Source organism: Spiroplasma ixodetis (genome assembly GCF_059729505.1).
In genome coordinates this window covers 918,934-936,325 of the sequence record NZ_AP038353.1, presented here as the reverse complement: position 1 = coordinate 936,325, position 17,392 = coordinate 918,934, and the positions used below count along the sequence as shown (strand labels likewise).

Genomic DNA, 17,392 nt, shown 5'->3' with positions numbered 1-17,392 from the left:
TTTTCAAAAATTAGGATTTAATGATCTCTTGGGTAGTTTAGGTTTAACAACATTTTATTATTGTCAAGAATATGGGGCTAATCTTAGTCAAGGTCAAAAACAAATAATTATTTTCTTAAGTTTATTTTTTTATGATTGAAAAGTAATTTTATTAGATGAAATTTTGAGTAACATCAATAATGATTTAACACTAGTAAAATTATTTAAAAATGTAATTGATTTAAATAATTATAAAAGTATAGATGGTAATGAATAATGATTTTTTTTAGAAAAAGTACTTATTTATTAGTAAGTAGTTCAATTTTCCTTTTTTTAGGACTCTTATTAGTTTTAAAAATTATTAATATTCCTCATGTTTATGCTGGTAATGGTCAAACTATTTTTATAAGTGAGACAAGATATGAAAATAAGGGACACTTTGCTTATTTATTAGATTTTAAAAGAGAAGAATTTTTAAAGTTTAATAGTTTTAATCAAATTACTATTTTTTTCTCTATTAATAAATGTTATTTAACAATTTTTTTCCAAAATGAAATGATAATAATCAACTTTTAATTGAAGAAAATATTAATTCTAATACATATTTAAATCAAATGGTATTAATAATTATTGGTGAAGAAAGTTTGTTAACATTTATTTGAAATAATATTACAACATAAATGTAAATATTGATATAATTTATTCAAAAAGAAGTTAGGTAGATAAATGCCATCAAAAATTAATATTGTAAATATTTACAATGATCATAACTATGACATTAAAAATTTTAATATTTTATCAGAAAAGATTTTAAATGCAGTAGTTATTAAGTTAAAACAGAAAATTACATGGTGTATTGCTGTTATTTTTAATGACGAACAGACTAGTATTGAATTAAATAAAATGTATCGTCATAAAGATTATGTTCCTGATGTTTTATCATTTGGAAATAATGATGATGATTTTCCAAATATTAATATTGATATTAGAGATTTAGGTGATGTTTATATTTGTTATTCAAAGGCATTAGCGCAAGCACAAGAATATGGCCATAGTTTAATTAGAGAATTATCATTTCTTTTTATTCATGGATTACTTCATACATTAGGATATGATCATCAAAATAGCGTAGAAGAAAAGGTTATGTTTGATTTACAAGATGAAATTTTAAATATTCTTGGTATTACTAGAAAATAAGGAGTGGTATAATGGAACAAGTTATAGATTTATTAGTATTATTGAAAAAAGCAAAAGCAATACAAAAAAATGCTTATGCTCCTTATTCTTTATTTAGAGTTGCTGCAATAGTAATTTTGAAAAATAGTAAAGAAGTGTTAGGAGTAAATGTTGAAAATGCTGCATACTCAGTAGGCATTTGTGCTGAAAGAGCGGCTTTGTCACAAGTTATTGCTCAAGGTTATAAAAAAGAAGATATTATTAGTCTATTTTTAATTACTGATAGTGAAACTGTTGGTTCTCCTTGTGGTATGTGTCGTCAATTTATGATTGAAATTATGCCAGAAACATGTCCTATTTATATTAGTAATAAAAATGAAAATAATGATACTAAAACAATTTTTAAAATATTAGTAAAAGACTTATTACCTTTAGCGTTTAAACCAAGTTCATTGAAAGGGAATTAATTTATGAATAATAATTTTAAATCAGGTTTTGTTAGTTTTATTGGTAGAAGTAATGTTGGAAAATCAACTTTATTAAATACCATTCTTCAAGAAAAAAAGGCAATTGTGTCTAATAAACCACAAACAACCAGAAATCAAATTCAAGGTATTTATAATAGTGATGATATGCAAATCATATTTTTTGATACTCCCGGCATTCATAAACATAATAACCAACTTGGACGAATGATGAATCGCGATGCTAACCGCGCCACTAAAGAAACTAACATTATTTGTTTATTAGCGCCATGTAATGAATACATTGGAAATAGCGATAAACATATTATTAAATTATTATTAGAAAGGGTAAATACAACTATTCTACTTTTATTAACTAAGGTTGATTTAGTAACAAAAGAAAAATTAATGGATAAAATTAATGAGTGAAAAGATTTATTACCATTTAAAGAAATAATTCCAATTTCTGCTATAAAAGAAATGAATTTAGATATATTATTGAAAAAACTATATGAGTATTTACCAATTGGTGAAAAGAATTATTTAATCGAAAATAACGATGATGTTTCAGATAATACTTTAATTAAGGAAATTATTCGTGAAAAAATTTTAAATTTAACAGAAGAAGAAATTCCTTATAGTGTAGCAGTATTAATTGAAAGTATTAATTATAATCCAAATACTAATATTACTGATATTAATGCTGTTATTGTTGTTGAACGATACTCACAAAAAGGAATTATTATTGGTAAAGAAGGTAGTATGATTAAAGAAATTGGAATAAGAGCTAGAACAGATTTAGAAAGTATTTTTGATTCTAATATTATATTAAAAACTTTTGTAAAAGTAATACCTGATTGAAGAAATAATCCTAGAAAATTAAAAGAGTTAGGTTATAGTTAAAATATGTTTAATATTGATACTGGTTTGATTTTAAACATTAACTACATTTAACTACATTAAATCAATAAATAATGTTACTATTTTAACATCAAATTATGGTGTTAAAATAGTTTATTTACCATAAATAAAAATCAATTTAAATAAATATAGTCTTTTAGATTGTTGAATTTTTATTTTTAATCAAAATTATGATTATTCAAACTTATGTATAACATATAAAAAAATAAAAAGTTTTAATAGTTTTATAAATGAAAAAAGTTATCAATTGATTAAGAGTTTTAACAAGATAGTTATTAATTATTTAGAAAAAATTAGTATTAATAATAAAAATATCTTTTCTTTTTTATTTAATTTATATGAACAGTTAATGATAAATAGTAATTTTAAGAAAGTTTATGTTTTTTTCTTATTTCATAGTTTAATATTTCAAGGAATTTAGTTTAACTTTACTAATTGTATTAATTGTAATCAAATAACTAATTTGTATTTAATTAATTATGATTTAGGTGGTGTTTTTTTGTAAAAGTTGTTCTTTAAAATTAGCTATAATTAATTTTGACATTGTTTTGTTTAAAAAAATATATCAACTTTATTTATTAAATTATCAAGATATTAATAAATGAAAAGTTGAAAAAGAAGAACTTAATAAAATTCTTAATATTTTAGAAAACCACTGTCAAAAATATAATAATAAATTAATAATTACATAAATATTTATTGTTTTTAATAATATATAAAACTTATAATAGGTTGACAAAACCTATCTATGAACATATTATTAACAAGATTATTCTTTTTAGAGATTTTATGTATTATTTAAGATAATTAAGAAAATTTTTATGATTAATGGAGGGGCAATGATTAATAAAATTATCAATGATAAGTCAATGAAGGAAATAATTACTCATTTAAAAGAAAATGGTTTTATTTTTCAAGGATCAGAAATTTATTCAGGTCTTGCTAATAGTTGAGATTATGGTCCGCTTGGTGTAGCACTTAAAAATAATATTAAGAAAAGTTGATGAGTTTTTTTTGTCGAAAAAAATCCATACAATGTTGGGTTAGATAGTTCAATTATTATGAAATCTAAAGTTTGAGAAGCTTCAGGGCATTTGAGTAATTTTAGTGATCCATTAATTGATTGTAAAAAATGTAAGTATCGCTTTCGAGTTGATAATTTAATTAATCATTATTTTCCTAGTATTAATTGTGATAATTGAAGTAATGAAAAATTAGAAACATATATTAATCAAAATCATATTAAATGTATTAAATGCAATAATGAAGATTGAACTAAAGTTAGACAATTTCAATTAATGTTTGAAACATATCAAGGTGTTTTAAAAGAAGATAAAAATAAAATTTATTTAAGACCTGAGACCGCACAAGGAATATTTATAAATTTTAATAATGTAAGAAATAGTTGTAATAAAAAAGTACCATTTGGTATTGGTCAAATTGGTAAAAGTTTTAGAAATGAGATAACTCCTGGTAATTTTATTTTTCGTACTAGAGAATTTGAACAAATGGAATTAGAATTTTTCTTTATTCCAAAGGATAAAAATGATAATACTTGATTTAATTATTGAGTTGATCAATGTAAAGAATTTTTCTCTCTAGTAGGTTTATTGAATTCAAAAAATATAAAATTTAAAAATCATGAACAAAATCAACTAGCACATTATGCATTAGCAACTACTGATATTGAATATAATTTTCCTTTTGGTATGAGTGAATTATGTGGTATAACTAATCGCGGGAATTATGATTTAACAAAACATAGTGAGAATTCTGGTGTAAATTTTGAGATTCAAGATCCTAATGTTACAGTAAAAAGAATGGTTATTCCTTCAGTTATTGAACCTTCAATTGGTGTTGAAAGGCTTTTATTAGCTTTAGTTTGTGAAGCATTTACAAAAGAAGTTTTAAAAGACGATAAAGAACGGTTAGTGTTAAAATTAAATAAGAGTATTTGCCCTTATCAAGTAGCTGTTATGTCTTTAAATAAAACAAAATTGGGTAAAGAGGCATATGAAATTTTTGAAATGTTAAATAAAACACAATTAAGAGTAATTTATGAAGCATCATCAAGTGTTGGTAAATCTTATCGTTATCAAGATGGTATTGGTACTATGTATTGTGTAACAATTGATTATGACACAAAAACTAAAGGTACTGTTACAATTAGAGATCGTGATATTACAAATCAAGTTATAGTTAAAGTTGATCAACTTAAAGAATATTTATATGACAAATTAGACATTATTTGTTAGAATTGTGTGAAAAAATATGGATATCGAGTTTAATAAAAAAATTAATGAAGTTAAAGCAAAAATTAATATTGTCGAAGTTATGGGTAAATATTTAAATTTGATCCGTAAAGGCAATAATTTTTGAGTTATATGTCCTTTTCATGAAGACTCTACTCCTTCATTATCAATTTCACAAGAAAAACAAATTTATAAATGTTTTTCTTGTGGTGAACAAGGAAATGTTTTTATTTTTTTACAAAAATATAAAAATATTAATTTTATTAATGCTCTTAAAGAAGCAGCAGATAATGTTAATTTAAATTTAAAAGAGTTTGATATTAATTTATCTGAATTTAATGTTGAAACTAAAAAAAATCCACTAAAAATTTTAAATAATATTGCAATGAATTTTTTTAGTTATCAGTTACTAACTGATATTGGTCAAGAAGCAATGAAATATTTACAAAATCGTAATATTACTACTGAAAATATTAAATATTTTAATATTGGTTATGCACCTATTAATAATGAATTAATAGATTATCTTAATGCACAAGGTTATAAAGATAATATTGAATTTGTAAAATTAGGACTTATGAAAATTAATAATAAGGATCAACTTCTTCCTACCTTTTCAAATCGAATTATGTTTGCTATTAAAGATGAAGATGGAGACTGTGTTGGTTTTTCTGCAAGAAATTATAATAGAGAAGATAAAAGTTATAAATATATTAATAGTCCAGAAACAGATTTTTTTAAGAAAAGTAAAATTTTATATAACTTTAATAATGTTAGAAATTATATTAAAAAAAATGAAGTTATTTATTTGACTGAAGGTTTTATGGATGTTATTGCTCTAAATAATCAAAATATTAAAAATGTTGTTGCTTTAATGGGAACAAATTTAACAAAAGAACATATTTTACTTTTAAAAAAAATTACTACTAATATTATTATTTTTTTAGATGGTGATTTACCAGGAAAAATAGCATCTTTAAAAATAGTTAGTGTTTTATTATCAAATAATTTTAAAGTAAAAATTATCAATAATGATACTAAATTTGATCCTGATGAATTAATAAATAAATTTCCTCAAAAATTTTATGAAATAATAAAAAAAACTATTCATCCTTTTGAATTTGCAATTAATTTATCATTAACTAAATATAACATTAAAAAAGATAGTTATGAACTTAATGAATTTTTAAAATCATTAGTTCCAATTTGAACAAAAATCAATGATGTTATTACTCAAAAGTTTTATTTAAATATGTTAGCAAAAATAACTAATTTATCCACTGAAGACTTAATACAAATTTTAAATATTGATAATAATTTAGTAACTACAACTTTTAGTATCAAAAATAAATCTAAAATAGAAGTAAAAAATATTTTTTTTGAAGCACAAGAACAACTTATTTTTTTAGTAATGTTATCAAGAAATGTTTATTTAATTTTAGAAAAAGAAAAATTTATTTTTCCAAATCAAGATTTTATGAATTTATACTTTTTAATTAGTCAAAAATATCAAAATAATCAAATAGAAGCAATTAATTTTGATTTAATTTTAGAAGAACTTAAAGGTAATTCACTTTTAAATATTTTAGAAAAACTTCTTGATAAGTATAAAAATAAAAAGTTTGATTTAAAACCTCAAATTATTAATGATTACTTAAAAATTATTAATAACCAACTAATTGATTATGAAATAAAAATGATCAATGATAAATTGAAATCTGAAAAAAATATTGAAAAACAAATATTGTTATTAAAAGAAATATCAGTATTAAAAAATAAAATAAAGAAAAAATAAGTATGATGATAAATTAAGGATAAGGTGAAAATATGGCTGCTATACAACAAAAAACGAAATTGAAAAAACTTTTAACTTTAGAGGAAGTAGAAAGTAATTTAATTAAAAAATTAGAAAAGAGTCAAACAAAAGAATTAAAACAAGAAGATGTCATTAAAGATTTTGCACATTTAAAATTAGATGATGATACGATTGAGGAAATTTTTGATCGGTTAGAAAAAGAAGGAGTAGTCTTTACTGATATTTTAATGGATGAAGTTGAAGATGATGCTAATTTTCCCGATATTGATGATGAACAATTACCTGATGATTTAGATATTGATATTTTAGTTAGTGATTTGAGTTTTAAAAATACAATGGGGATCTCTAATGATACAAGAAGAAAAGATGGAATTAAGTCTTACTTTAATATTTTGGGAACAAGTCAAATATTGAGTCAAGGTGAGGAAATTAAATATGCTAAAATGTTAGAATCAAAAGATGTTGAGGAAAGAACATATGGTCGTGAGCAATTAATTAAATCAAATTTAAAATTAGTAGTTTCTGTTGCTAGAAAACATTTAAATCGTGGTTTAGATTTTTCTGATTTAATTGAAGAAGGTAATATTGGTCTTATTAAAGCAGTTGATAAATTTGATTATCGCCGTGGTTTTAAATTTTCAACTTATGCTACTTGATGAATTAGACAATCAATTACACGAAGTTTAGCTGATCAAGGTAAAATGGTTCGTGTACCTGTTCATATGGTTGAAAGAATTAATAAGTTAACAAGAATTGAAAGAAACTTAACACAAGAATTAGGTCGTGATCCTACTCATGAGGAAATTGCCAATAAAATGGGACAAAACATGACAGCCGATCGTGTTCGTGAAATTAAAAAACTTGCTATTGAACCAGTATCTTTAGAAAAACCAATTGGTGAAGAAGATGATACACATTTTGGTGATTTTATTAAAGATAAAAATATGCTATCTCCCGATGAATATGCTGAAAGACATTGATTAAGAGAACAATTGGATCGTGTTTTTGCTGAAGTATTAACAAAACGAGAAGAAAAAGTTATTAGAATGCGTTTTGGAATTTTACCAACAAAATTAAGAACATTATTAGAACTTTGTGAAGATGAAAAAGAAATTACTGAATTAAAAACAGTAGTTAATAATTTACAGTTACACTATGATACTAGTTTAGATAAAACAGAATTGTTCAGTGATAAGGTTGTTCATCGTCATATTACTAAGTACGATTCTCCAAAAACTCTAGAAGAAGTTGGTAAAGAATTTATTGTTACAAGAGAAAGAATTAGACAAATAGAAGCAAAGGCAATTAGAAAATTAAAACATCCGTCTAAATCTAAACATATTAAAGAATTTTATAAAGGATAATAGTTAACATGTTAACTATCAATAATATAATTAATGTTTTAGAAACATATTTTCCTTTAAAAGATGTTTGTGAATGAGATTTTTCAGGAATACAAATTAAATCAAAAACAAAAACCAATATTAATAAAATTTTAGTTTGTTTAGATGTTACTAATGAAGTTTTAACTGAAGCCATTAATAATAATATTGATTTAATAATTTCTCATCATCCATTAGTTTTTGCTAAAGATATTAATCAATCTAATATTTCAAATTGAAAAAAAGAATTATATAGTAAAATACTAATAGCAGATATTAATGTATATTCATTACATACTAATTTTGATATATCATTAGTAGGTATGAATATGTTGATGGCTAAAGAATTAAGAATTAAAAATATTCATTTTATTAATGAAGAAAAGTTGGCAATAGTTGGTAAATTTGATAGACAAATGCCATTAAAAGAATTGATTAATAACTTAAAAAAAAATTTTAATGTTGCAAACATACAATTGGTTAATAATAAATTGAGTGATAACAATATAGTGACTGTTGCTTTATCTGCTGGTGCTGGTGGTGATATTATTAGTAATTTATCTAGCAATATTGATTTATTAATTACTGGAGAAATGAAATGAAACTATATTATGGAAGCTAAAGATAGAAAAATTAATGTTATTTTGGTTGGTCATTATATGGAACAAAAATTTGTTGATTTTCTTTTTCAATTACTTATTGAAAAATTATCAACAAAAGTTAAAGTTTTTAAATATAATTTAGAAAATCCTATTACTTTTTTTTAAACTTATAAAATTTAAAAAGAAAAAAAACTATTTTTTAAATAAAAATAAGTTTTAGGGGGTTGATAAATATGATTTTAGAAGATTTAGAACCAATGACTGATCAAGAGTGTCAGGCAGTTAGTGGTGGTTTTGCTCAATTTTTAATGGGTGCCGTGTTAGCGGGGATAGCAATTCCTGTTATTAAAAATTTATGAAATAGTGTTTCAGGAAGTATTAAGTTACCAGGTGGTATTGAAAGTCAAAAAAATATTTTAAAATTATTATTCCCGAATATGTTTTTAATTTAGTTAATTCATATTATCAAAATTTAACGCAAGAACATTTTTATTTATTATTATTAAATAATCAAAATAAATTAATTCATCAAAATTTATTATATAAGGGTACTAATGATATTATGAAAATTGATGTTAAAGATATGTTGCATTTGGCACTTATTCATAAATCAAGTAAAGTAATTTGTATTCATAATCATCCTAGTGGTAATAGTGAACCTTCACTATCTGATTTATATATCACCGAAGAAATTAAAAAAAATTTTCAGGTTTTTAATATTAACTTAGTTGATCATATTATTATTGGCAAAGGTAATTATTTTAGTATAAATTTAAATAAAAAAGGCTTTTATCCCTTTATGTACTATTTTTAAATTTTATCACATAAATGGAGATAAAAGCCTATCTAGGAAATTATCCCCACATGTATCTAAATCAAACACAAAATTATATTTTCAAAACTAGGTATCTTATTGAATTTATATGCAGCTTCTTTTGCATATAAATGAATATTGTGTTTTGAAACTTTTATGTGTGTTTGAAAAGTTCGTCGGATGTGTTTTCATGAAGATTAAATCTGGTTTGTGTTTACACCTGTTGATGACACATACCCAACTTCATGATTTACGATTTCATGTTTGTGATAGAAGTTTTTGAAACTTACATATTCCTTCCAATAATCCGTAAACAGACAACACCCAGTAGAAATGTGTTTCAATGCAAATCATAAAAGGTTTTTCTCATCTGCTTTTTTCACATACTTTCACAATTAGTTTGTTGCTGGTTTTCTCATAAACTGCAACAATCAAGGTTTTATGTTTTTTAAAACCTACATGTGAAAGATACATTTCATCTATCTGTGCTGTGCCATCATCAATGAACCCTGCATCTTGATTCCAAATTCTAGTTCTGATTTCATGACCCATTCTTCAAGCTGTTTTATATGTCACACCCAATTCCCTTGCAACATCTGTTGATGGTATACAATGCTTTGTGTTTATTCATCTAAAGATGAGATAAAACCAAGATGTCAAAGTTGTTTGTGACTTGTGAAAAATGGTGTCATGAAGAATACTAAATGTTTGATGACATTTCAAACATCTTATTCTTCTTAAATCAGAAACATTCAAACTAGAAGAAGCACACCTGATACATTTCATTACTTTCAACTTCGCTATATATTTCAAACAATCGTTTTCATTTTGAAATATGCTATTGAATTCATTTCAATTCATTTTTTCCTCCACACTAGTACATGTGGGGATAATTTCCATAAAAAATATTATAAGCTTAAATAAAAACTTAAAAAAATACATTACTTAAATTTAAAAATATAGTAAAATTATTATGGTTTAGTTTGTAAATAATATTTAACTTACCAAGAATGGACTAGTTATTAAACATAGTTTGTTATTAGATATTGATAAGAAAGGAGAAAAATATGTCAACAATTAAACCTAGCAATGAATCATTTACTGCCCAACCGTCACTATTTGGAAAAATTATGGTTTATTTATCTTTTGTTTTAATATTTCCAATAATTTTATTTATTGTTTCTCGTAATAATTTTCTAAGATTACAACAATCAATTGAAGAAACTGCTTCTGATATTGATGTACAATTAAAGCGTCGTTTTGATTTATTAACAAAATTAGTAGATGCTACTAAAGGTTATATGAAATTTGAAAAAAGTACATTAACAGATGTTGTATCTTTACGAAGTGGAAAAATGGAAACAATGAGTGATCTTTCAAAAGCAGATAGTGGACTTAATGCAGCTTTTGGAAAATTTAATGCTTTATTAGAAAATTATCCTGATTTAAAAGCAAATACTACTGTTTTCCAATTACAATCAGGTGCCAAAGATTGTGAAGATAATATTGCTGCTGCTAGAATATTTTATAATGCTAATGTTAAAGTGTTCAATAGTAAAATTAAAACCTTTCCAAGTAATGTTGTAGCATCAACATTAAATTTAGTTTCAAAAGATTACTTTCTTGCATCAGATAGCGATCGTCAAGATATTAAAATTGACTTATAAAATTAAATTTATTTTTGAAAATATATTTAAATTAGTTTTTTATTCCTTTCTTTAGACAAATAAATTGTTTTGAATAAACATTTATTATTTGTTTGAAGAAAGGGTATTTTATTTAAAATTAAAATTTATATTAATTAGATTTAATTATTTTAGGCTTTTATCCCTTTATGTACTATTTTTAAATTTTATCACATAAACGGAGATAAAAGGCTATCTAGGAAATTATCCCCACATGTATCTAAATCAAACACAAAATTATAGTTTCAAAACTAGGTATCTTATTGAATTTATATGCAGCTTCTTTTGCATATAAATGAATATTGTGTTTTGAAACTTTTATGTGTGTTCGGAAAGTTCGTCGGATTTTTTTTCATGCAGATTCAATCTGGTTTGTGTTTACACCTGTTGATGACACATACCCAACTTCATGATTTACGATTTCATGTTTGTGATAGAAGTTTTTGAAACTTCCATATCCCTTCCAAGAATCCGTAAATAGACAACACCCAGTAGAAATGTGTTTCAATGCAAATCATAAAAGGTTTTTCTCATCTGCTTTTTTCAATACTTTTACAATTAGTTTGTTGCTGGTTTTCTCATAAACTCCAACAATCAAGGTTTTATTCAACAAGGATCTTCCTTGTTGAATAAAACCTACATGTGAAAGATACATTTCATCCATCTGTGCTTTGCCATCATTAATGAACCCTGCATCTTGATTCCAAATTCTAGTTCTGATTTCATGACCCATTCTTCAAGCTGTTTTATATGTCACATCCAATTACCTTGCAACATCTGTTGATAGTATACCATGCTTTGTGTTTATTCATCTAAAGATGAGATAAAACCAAGATGTCAAAGGTGTTTGTGACTTGTGAAAAATGGTGTCATGAAGAATACTAAATGTTTGATGACATTTCAAACATCTTATTCTTCTCAAATCAGAAACATTCAAACTAGAAGAAGCACACCTGATAAATTTCATTACTTTCAACTTCGCTATATATTTCAAACAATCGTTTTCATTTTGAAATATGCTATTGAATTCATTTCAATTCATTTTTTCCTCCACACTAGTACATGTGGGGATAATTTCCTTTTTTTATTTTTTTATTATTTATTTCATTTTTTATTTAAGAAAAATTATATTTTGGTATAATCTAACTCATTAAGTAAGTGCTTAATAAATATTAAAGGAAGTAGTAAAGTAATATGAATATTTTTTTTCAAATTTTTTCAACTTTTTCTTTTTTAATGTTTTTATTATGAATTTTTTTGTTTGCATATTTATTTTTAAAAATTATTAAAAATAATGGAATAGCAACTTTTTTTAGGACTGTTTTTTGGTAGACATTTGTGCTTGGTGTTTTATGGGGGTTAAGTAGTTTAGAGTGCTGTGGATTCTTATGTTGTTGTATCAATTGATATAATCAAATAATTCTAATTTTAATTGGATTAATGATGTAAAATTTTTATCATTAATAAATTCTGTTTTGAAAGTTTTGAAAGTTGCTTCAGCAACAGCGTTATCATAAGGACAACCTTTTTTGTTTAAAGAGTGGGTAATATTGAAGGCTAATAAAAGTTTATCAATACTTTTATTATTAAATTCATTACCGCGATCGCTATGAAATATTTGAATATCTTTTAAACAACGATTTGAGCACATAAATGCTTGATATACTAATGATGCATCTTTTTTAGTACCTACACACTATGTCCAATAATTTCGCGATTGTACAGGTCGATTAATAAGCAAATATAGTTTCATTTACCATTAACTTGAACATAAGTTAAATCACTAACAATAACTTCATTTTTAAGTCTATTATTAAAGTATCTATTAACAAGATTAGTAATTTGACTATCATTGACTTTATTATGATAATTTTTGTATGATAATTTAGTGTATTTTGATATTAAATTATGTTTATTCATAATTTTTTTAATTTTTCGTCTTGATAAATTAATTTTTTTTCTTTTAGAACAACTTTTAATCTTCTTGTTCCATAAGTTTCTTTATTTTCTTTAAAAGCACTAATAACAGTTTCATCATGAATATTATTTTGAATTTTTATTTTTTTTCTTGAAATTAAAATAATATGTTGATTTAGAGATTTTTAAAAAACGAGACATTGTACGAATTTTATATTTAAGTTTATTTTTGATAATAATTTCTATTTTCTGCCTATTATTAGTGTTGCTTGCTTTAAAATATCATTTTCCATTCTTAATTGTTTTAATTCTTTTCTTAATTTAATTAATTCATTTTCTTCAACAGAACGGTTATCTTTGGTTTTAAAACTGCCTGAATTAGTAAATTGCTTAATTCAATTATAAGCAGCTGCTCTTGTAACATTTTACTCTTTAGCAAGACAAGACACTGACTTACCACTTTGATATAAATCTACTATTTATTTTTTAAATTCATTTGAATATGAGTTAATATTGGCCATAATTATAATTCCTTTCTTTTAACTAATTTGTTCGCTTGTCTACGTAATTAGTGTTCAATAAAGTGTAACCAATCCAATATTTGCTTATTAATCGACCTGTAAAATCGCGAAATTATTGGACATAGTGTAGGTACTAAAAAAGATGCATCATTAGTATATCAAGCATTTATGTGCTCAAATCGTTGTTTAAAAAATATTGAAATATTTCATAGTGATCGCAGTAATGAATTTAATAATAAAACTATTGATAAACTTTTATTAGCCTTTAATATTACCCACTCTTTAAGCAAAAAAGGTTGTCCTTATGATAACGCTGTTGCTGAAGCAACTTTCAAAACTTTCAAAACAGAATTTATTAATGATAAAAATTTTACATCATTAATCCAATTAAAATTATTTGATTATATCAATTGATACAACAACATAAGAATCCACAGCACTCTAAACTACTTAACCCCCATAAAACACCAAGCACAAATGTCTACCAAAAAACAGTCCTAAAAAAGGTTGCCATTCCAGTAACCCATCCAATATTGTGTGTTTTTATTGGTATTATTTTTTAAGAAAAGTAAAAAATATTTTTATAATATAATTTATTAAAATACAATTCTATTTTTATGTTTAAAAATAATTTTTTTAAAATATAAAAAATATGCTACAATATACAGGCTTAATTTAATGAAAATAAGCAACACATTTGTGAATTCATTGCCTAGTGCTTTTTAATTAAAAAGTGGCTAATGTTAGAAATAAATGGAAGAAAAACAAATTAGAAGGAGACAATATGTCAGTTGTAAGACGTGAACAACTCCTTGAAGCGGGAGTTCAGTTTGGTCACCAAACTAAAAGATGAGATCCAAAGATGCGTAAATATATTTTTGGTCAAAGAAATGGTATTCATATTATTGATTTACAAAAATCAATTCGTAAATTAGATGAAGCTTGTCACTTTGTTAAAGAAACTAGTGAAAATGGTGGTAAAGTTTTATTTGTAGGTACAAAAAAACAAGCCAAAGAAGCTGTGCAAGAACTTGCAATTAGTTGTAATTCACCTTATGTAACAGAACGTTGATTAGGTGGTAATTTAACTAATTTTAAAACTATTAAATCAAGTATTAAAAAGTTAATTGATATTGAAAATAAAGAAAAAAGTGGAGAAATTAAACTTTTAACAAAAAAAGAGCAAATGTTAGTAATTAAAGAAAAAGCACGTTTAGAACGTAACCTTGGTGGTATTAGAAATATGTATAAATTACCAGAAGCTATTTTTGTTACTGATACTATTACTAATAAAATTGCTGTCGAAGAAGCAGTTAAACTTGGTATCAAAATTATTGCGATTTGTGATAGTAATTCAAATCCAGATAATATTGATTATATTATTCCTGGTAATGATGATGCTACAAAATCAATTACTTTAATTACAAAGAAAATTGCTGAAGCTATTAATGAAGGACAAAGTGTAAAACCAGTTATTGATAAAAAAGAAATAGTAGTAGAAGAAACTACTAGTCTTGATGAAAATAAAACTGAAAATGGAATTGAAAAAAATAAAGAATAAAGGAGAATATTTTATATGTCAGAAGTTAAAGTAGATGTTAAATTATTGAAAAAATTAAGAGATACAACCGATTTACCAATTACTGATTGTAAAGAAGCTTTGATGGAAAAAAATAATATTTTTGAAGCAGCACTTTCCCTATTAAAAATTAAAGGTTTAGCAAAAGCAGAAAAAAAAAGTATTAATAAAGCCACTGAAGGGGTTACTAAAGTTGTTATTAGTGGTAATAATGCAATTATTTCTGAATTAAATTGTCAAACTGAACAAGTTGCTGATTTAGAAGATTTTAATGATTTATTTACTAAGATTTTAGAAACAATTTTAAAACATCAACCTAAAACTATTGAAGAAGTTTTAATGTTAAAAGCTGATGGAAGTAGTGAAAGTTTAAATGATGAGATAAGATTTGCTATCGCTAAATTAGGTGAAAATATTGTTTTAAATCGTTTTCAATATTTAAGTAAAAATAGTGATGAAGTTTTTGGTTCATATATCCATGGTGGTGGTAAATATAGTGGTTTAGTTATTATCAAAGGTGTTGATAAGGAAAGTGATATTCCAAATAATGTTGCTATGCAATTAGTATCAGCAGATGCTAAATATATTGATATTGATCACATACCCGCAACAGTTCGTGATAAAGAATTATCAATTATTAGTGAAAAAACAAAAGAAGAAGAAAAATTGAAAGCAAAAAAACGTCCTGATAATATTCTTAAAAATATTATAAGAGGTCGTTTTGAAAAAGTATTATCTGAATTAACTATTGTTGATCAACTTTATATTAAAGATAATACAATTAAGGTTAAAGAGTATTTAACTAAAAATCATGCTACAATTATAGCTATGATACGTTATCAATTAGGTGAAAAAATTGATAGTTCTGCCAAATAAACATTTAGGAGGTAAATAAAGTGAATTTTCAAATTATATATTATATTGCATTAGTAATGTTTATATTATTATTAGTTATTCTTGTTTGAGGATGATATAGTTTTAATAAACCAAAAACAACTATTAAATTTTTGAATTTAAAATTATTAGTAGCAACATTAATAGTTGGGGTAATTGGTTTAGTTATCTCGATTTTTCCAATTGGAATGCAAGTTTGAACATTTGAACCAGAATATATTAAATCTGATCCTGCTTTTTTAAGTTTATTAATAGTAGAGTATATATTTTTAGTTATCATGTTAGGATTAGCATATATTTTTAGTTTTGATTTTGGTATCGCAGTTGATGAACATAATATTTATTTCTTTGGACAAAGCGTTAATACTAGTAAAATTGTTGCATTGGAACAAAAGAAAAATGTTTTAAAAATTGTTTATGAACAGGGTATTAAAAAAATTAAAAAACGTTTAACAATTATTACTCCACAAGCACAACTTTTTGTTAAAGATCATTTAGCACAAAAAGTTATTGCTAACGTTGAATTAGAAACTATCGCTGAAAGCGCAAATAATGATTCATTATCTAGTGATAACAGTAAATAAATAAGAAGCCACAAAGCAATCTGTGGCTTTTTATAATATTAAATTTAAGGAGGATGATCAAAAATGGAACAATTTAAATATAAACGAATATTATTAAAAATTAGTGGTGAAGCTTTAGGTGATGGTAGTAATGAATTATATAATAATGAAAGTATTGATAATGTTTGTCAACAAATTCAAACCCTAGTTAAGGCAAAAGTAGAAGTTGGTTTAGTAATTGGTGGTGGTAATATTTGACGTGGTGCTAAACAAGGAGAAAAGATTGGTTTAAAAAGAATTAATGCTGATTATATGGGAATGTTAGCAACTATTATGAATGCTTTGGTAATTGAATCAAAGTTAAAAGCGCTTAACGTAAAAGTTATTGTGCAAACATCATTGGAGATTAATCAAGTTGCTGAACATTTTTATTACAAAAAAGCTATTAGTAGTTTTGAAAAAGGCTATGTTTGTATTTTTGCTGGTGGTACTGGTTTACCATACTTTACAACGGATACTGCAGCAGCACTTCGTGCTACTGAAATTAATGCGGATATATTATTAATGGCAAAAAATGGCGTTGATGGTGTTTATGATAAAGATCCAAATATTAACAAAAATGCTATTCGTTATTCACATTTATCATATCAAGATATTACTAATAAACAATTAAAAGTAATGGATTTAACTGCTTCAACAATGTGCATGGAAGCTAACTTGAAAATTATGGTATTTGATATTAAGGTTGAAAATAATATCATTAAAGCAGTACAAAATAAAGCAATTGCAACTATTATTAGCAATAAAAATTAACAAATTAAAGGAGA

22 protein-coding genes and 1 pseudogene are annotated in these 17,392 nt (G+C 24.1%); 18 read left to right on the top strand and 5 right to left on the bottom strand.

Features of this window, described 5'->3' with window-relative positions:
• The first annotated feature begins 28 nt into the window (after window positions 1-28).
• From AC6I4F_RS06090 to AC6I4F_RS06035, 12 genes are all read left to right on the top strand, one after another.
• On the top strand, window positions 29-256 hold the full coding sequence (locus AC6I4F_RS06090) for a hypothetical protein (protein WP_497873181.1): 228 nt from the start codon (window positions 29-31) through the stop codon (window positions 254-256).
• A gap of 247 nt (window positions 257-503) precedes the next feature.
• The gene (locus AC6I4F_RS06085) at window positions 504-659 is read left to right on the top strand and encodes a hypothetical protein (protein ID WP_338962511.1); all 156 of its coding nucleotides are present in this window, start codon (window positions 504-506) and stop codon (window positions 657-659) included.
• 46 nt (window positions 660-705) lie between these two features.
• Window positions 706-1,176 (top strand): rRNA maturation RNase YbeY, encoded by a 471-nt coding sequence (gene ybeY / locus AC6I4F_RS06080; protein WP_497873180.1) that lies wholly within the window; start codon window positions 706-708, stop codon window positions 1,174-1,176.
• An 11-nt stretch (window positions 1,177-1,187) separates the two neighbouring features.
• Window positions 1,188-1,622 carry a cytidine deaminase gene (gene cdd / locus AC6I4F_RS06075; RefSeq protein WP_497873179.1) on the top strand — a complete coding sequence of 145 codons (435 nt, stop codon included), beginning with the start codon at window positions 1,188-1,190 and terminating at the stop codon, window positions 1,620-1,622.
• Between the two features lie 3 nt (window positions 1,623-1,625).
• Window positions 1,626-2,522: a GTPase Era gene (era, locus tag AC6I4F_RS06070; protein WP_497873178.1), complete on the top strand. Its 897-nt coding sequence runs from the start codon at window positions 1,626-1,628 to the stop codon at window positions 2,520-2,522.
• A 566-nt stretch (window positions 2,523-3,088) separates the two neighbouring features.
• Window positions 3,089-3,232, top strand: coding sequence for a hypothetical protein (locus AC6I4F_RS06065; RefSeq protein WP_338979228.1), 144 nt, complete (start codon window positions 3,089-3,091; stop codon window positions 3,230-3,232).
• Between the two features lie 147 nt (window positions 3,233-3,379).
• Complete coding sequence (locus tag AC6I4F_RS06060; RefSeq protein ID WP_497873177.1) at window positions 3,380-4,795, top strand: glycine--tRNA ligase; 1,416 nt, start codon at window positions 3,380-3,382, stop codon at window positions 4,793-4,795.
• A 16-nt stretch (window positions 4,796-4,811) separates the two neighbouring features.
• Window positions 4,812-6,587 (top strand): DNA primase, encoded by a 1,776-nt coding sequence (gene dnaG / locus AC6I4F_RS06055; RefSeq protein WP_497873176.1) that lies wholly within the window; start codon window positions 4,812-4,814, stop codon window positions 6,585-6,587.
• Window positions 6,588-6,619: 32 nt separating this feature from the next.
• Window positions 6,620-7,972: a sigma-70 family RNA polymerase sigma factor gene (locus tag AC6I4F_RS06050; RefSeq protein WP_497873175.1), complete on the top strand. Its 1,353-nt coding sequence runs from the start codon at window positions 6,620-6,622 to the stop codon at window positions 7,970-7,972.
• Between the two features lie 8 nt (window positions 7,973-7,980).
• Window positions 7,981-8,757, top strand: coding sequence for a Nif3-like dinuclear metal center hexameric protein (locus tag AC6I4F_RS06045; protein ID WP_497873174.1), 777 nt, complete (start codon window positions 7,981-7,983; stop codon window positions 8,755-8,757).
• 68 nt (window positions 8,758-8,825) lie between these two features.
• A complete protein-coding gene (locus AC6I4F_RS06040) occupies window positions 8,826-9,044 on the top strand; it encodes a hypothetical protein (RefSeq protein ID WP_497873173.1) in 219 nt (72 codons plus the stop codon).
• On the top strand, window positions 9,014-9,406 hold the full coding sequence (locus AC6I4F_RS06035; protein WP_497874677.1) for a JAB domain-containing protein: 393 nt from the start codon (window positions 9,014-9,016) through the stop codon (window positions 9,404-9,406). Before AC6I4F_RS06040 ends, AC6I4F_RS06035 begins: the two co-directional genes overlap by 31 nt.
• Window positions 9,407-9,511: 105 nt before the next feature.
• Here the strand turns inward: AC6I4F_RS06035 and AC6I4F_RS06030 are convergent, their stop codons facing one another.
• Window positions 9,512-10,306, bottom strand: coding sequence for a hypothetical protein (locus AC6I4F_RS06030; RefSeq protein WP_497873172.1), 795 nt, complete (start codon window positions 10,304-10,306; stop codon window positions 9,512-9,514).
• 167 nt (window positions 10,307-10,473) lie between these two features.
• Between AC6I4F_RS06030 and AC6I4F_RS06025 the strand changes: the two genes are divergently transcribed.
• Window positions 10,474-11,073: a LemA family protein gene (locus AC6I4F_RS06025; protein ID WP_497873171.1), complete on the top strand. Its 600-nt coding sequence runs from the start codon at window positions 10,474-10,476 to the stop codon at window positions 11,071-11,073.
• 238 nt (window positions 11,074-11,311) lie between these two features.
• Here AC6I4F_RS06025 and AC6I4F_RS06020 read toward each other — a convergent pair whose 3' ends face one another.
• From AC6I4F_RS06020 to AC6I4F_RS06005, 4 genes are all read right to left on the bottom strand, one after another.
• Entirely contained in the window at window positions 11,312-11,848 is a 537-nt protein-coding gene (locus tag AC6I4F_RS06020) for an IS1595 family transposase (RefSeq protein ID WP_497873170.1), read from the bottom strand.
• Window positions 11,849-11,854: 6 nt separating this feature from the next.
• Complete coding sequence (locus AC6I4F_RS06015) at window positions 11,855-12,133, bottom strand: hypothetical protein (protein WP_497873169.1); 279 nt, start codon at window positions 12,131-12,133, stop codon at window positions 11,855-11,857.
• A gap of 270 nt (window positions 12,134-12,403) precedes the next feature.
• Entirely contained in the window at window positions 12,404-12,742 is a 339-nt protein-coding gene (locus AC6I4F_RS06010; RefSeq protein WP_497873168.1) for an IS3 family transposase, read from the bottom strand.
• A 38-nt stretch (window positions 12,743-12,780) separates the two neighbouring features.
• Window positions 12,781-13,011 carry a hypothetical protein gene (locus tag AC6I4F_RS06005; protein WP_497873167.1) on the bottom strand — a complete coding sequence of 77 codons (231 nt, stop codon included), beginning with the start codon at window positions 13,009-13,011 and terminating at the stop codon, window positions 12,781-12,783.
• Window positions 13,012-13,595: 584 nt separating this feature from the next.
• Here AC6I4F_RS06005 and AC6I4F_RS06000 point away from each other — a divergent pair.
• The 5 genes and pseudogenes from AC6I4F_RS06000 to pyrH all read left to right on the top strand — a co-directional run.
• Window positions 13,596-14,030 (top strand): annotated as a pseudogene (locus AC6I4F_RS06000) (transposase); the annotation flags it as partial.
• 283 nt (window positions 14,031-14,313) lie between these two features.
• Window positions 14,314-15,090: a 30S ribosomal protein S2 gene (gene rpsB, locus AC6I4F_RS05995; protein ID WP_497873166.1), complete on the top strand. Its 777-nt coding sequence runs from the start codon at window positions 14,314-14,316 to the stop codon at window positions 15,088-15,090.
• 15 nt (window positions 15,091-15,105) lie between these two features.
• Complete coding sequence (gene tsf, locus AC6I4F_RS05990) at window positions 15,106-15,984, top strand: translation elongation factor Ts (RefSeq protein WP_497873165.1); 879 nt, start codon at window positions 15,106-15,108, stop codon at window positions 15,982-15,984.
• A 20-nt stretch (window positions 15,985-16,004) separates the two neighbouring features.
• Window positions 16,005-16,586: a hypothetical protein gene (locus AC6I4F_RS05985; protein WP_497873164.1), complete on the top strand. Its 582-nt coding sequence runs from the start codon at window positions 16,005-16,007 to the stop codon at window positions 16,584-16,586.
• A gap of 63 nt (window positions 16,587-16,649) precedes the next feature.
• Entirely contained in the window at window positions 16,650-17,378 is a 729-nt protein-coding gene (gene pyrH / locus AC6I4F_RS05980; protein ID WP_497873163.1) for a UMP kinase, read from the top strand.
• Window positions 17,379-17,392: the final 14 nt, after the last annotated feature.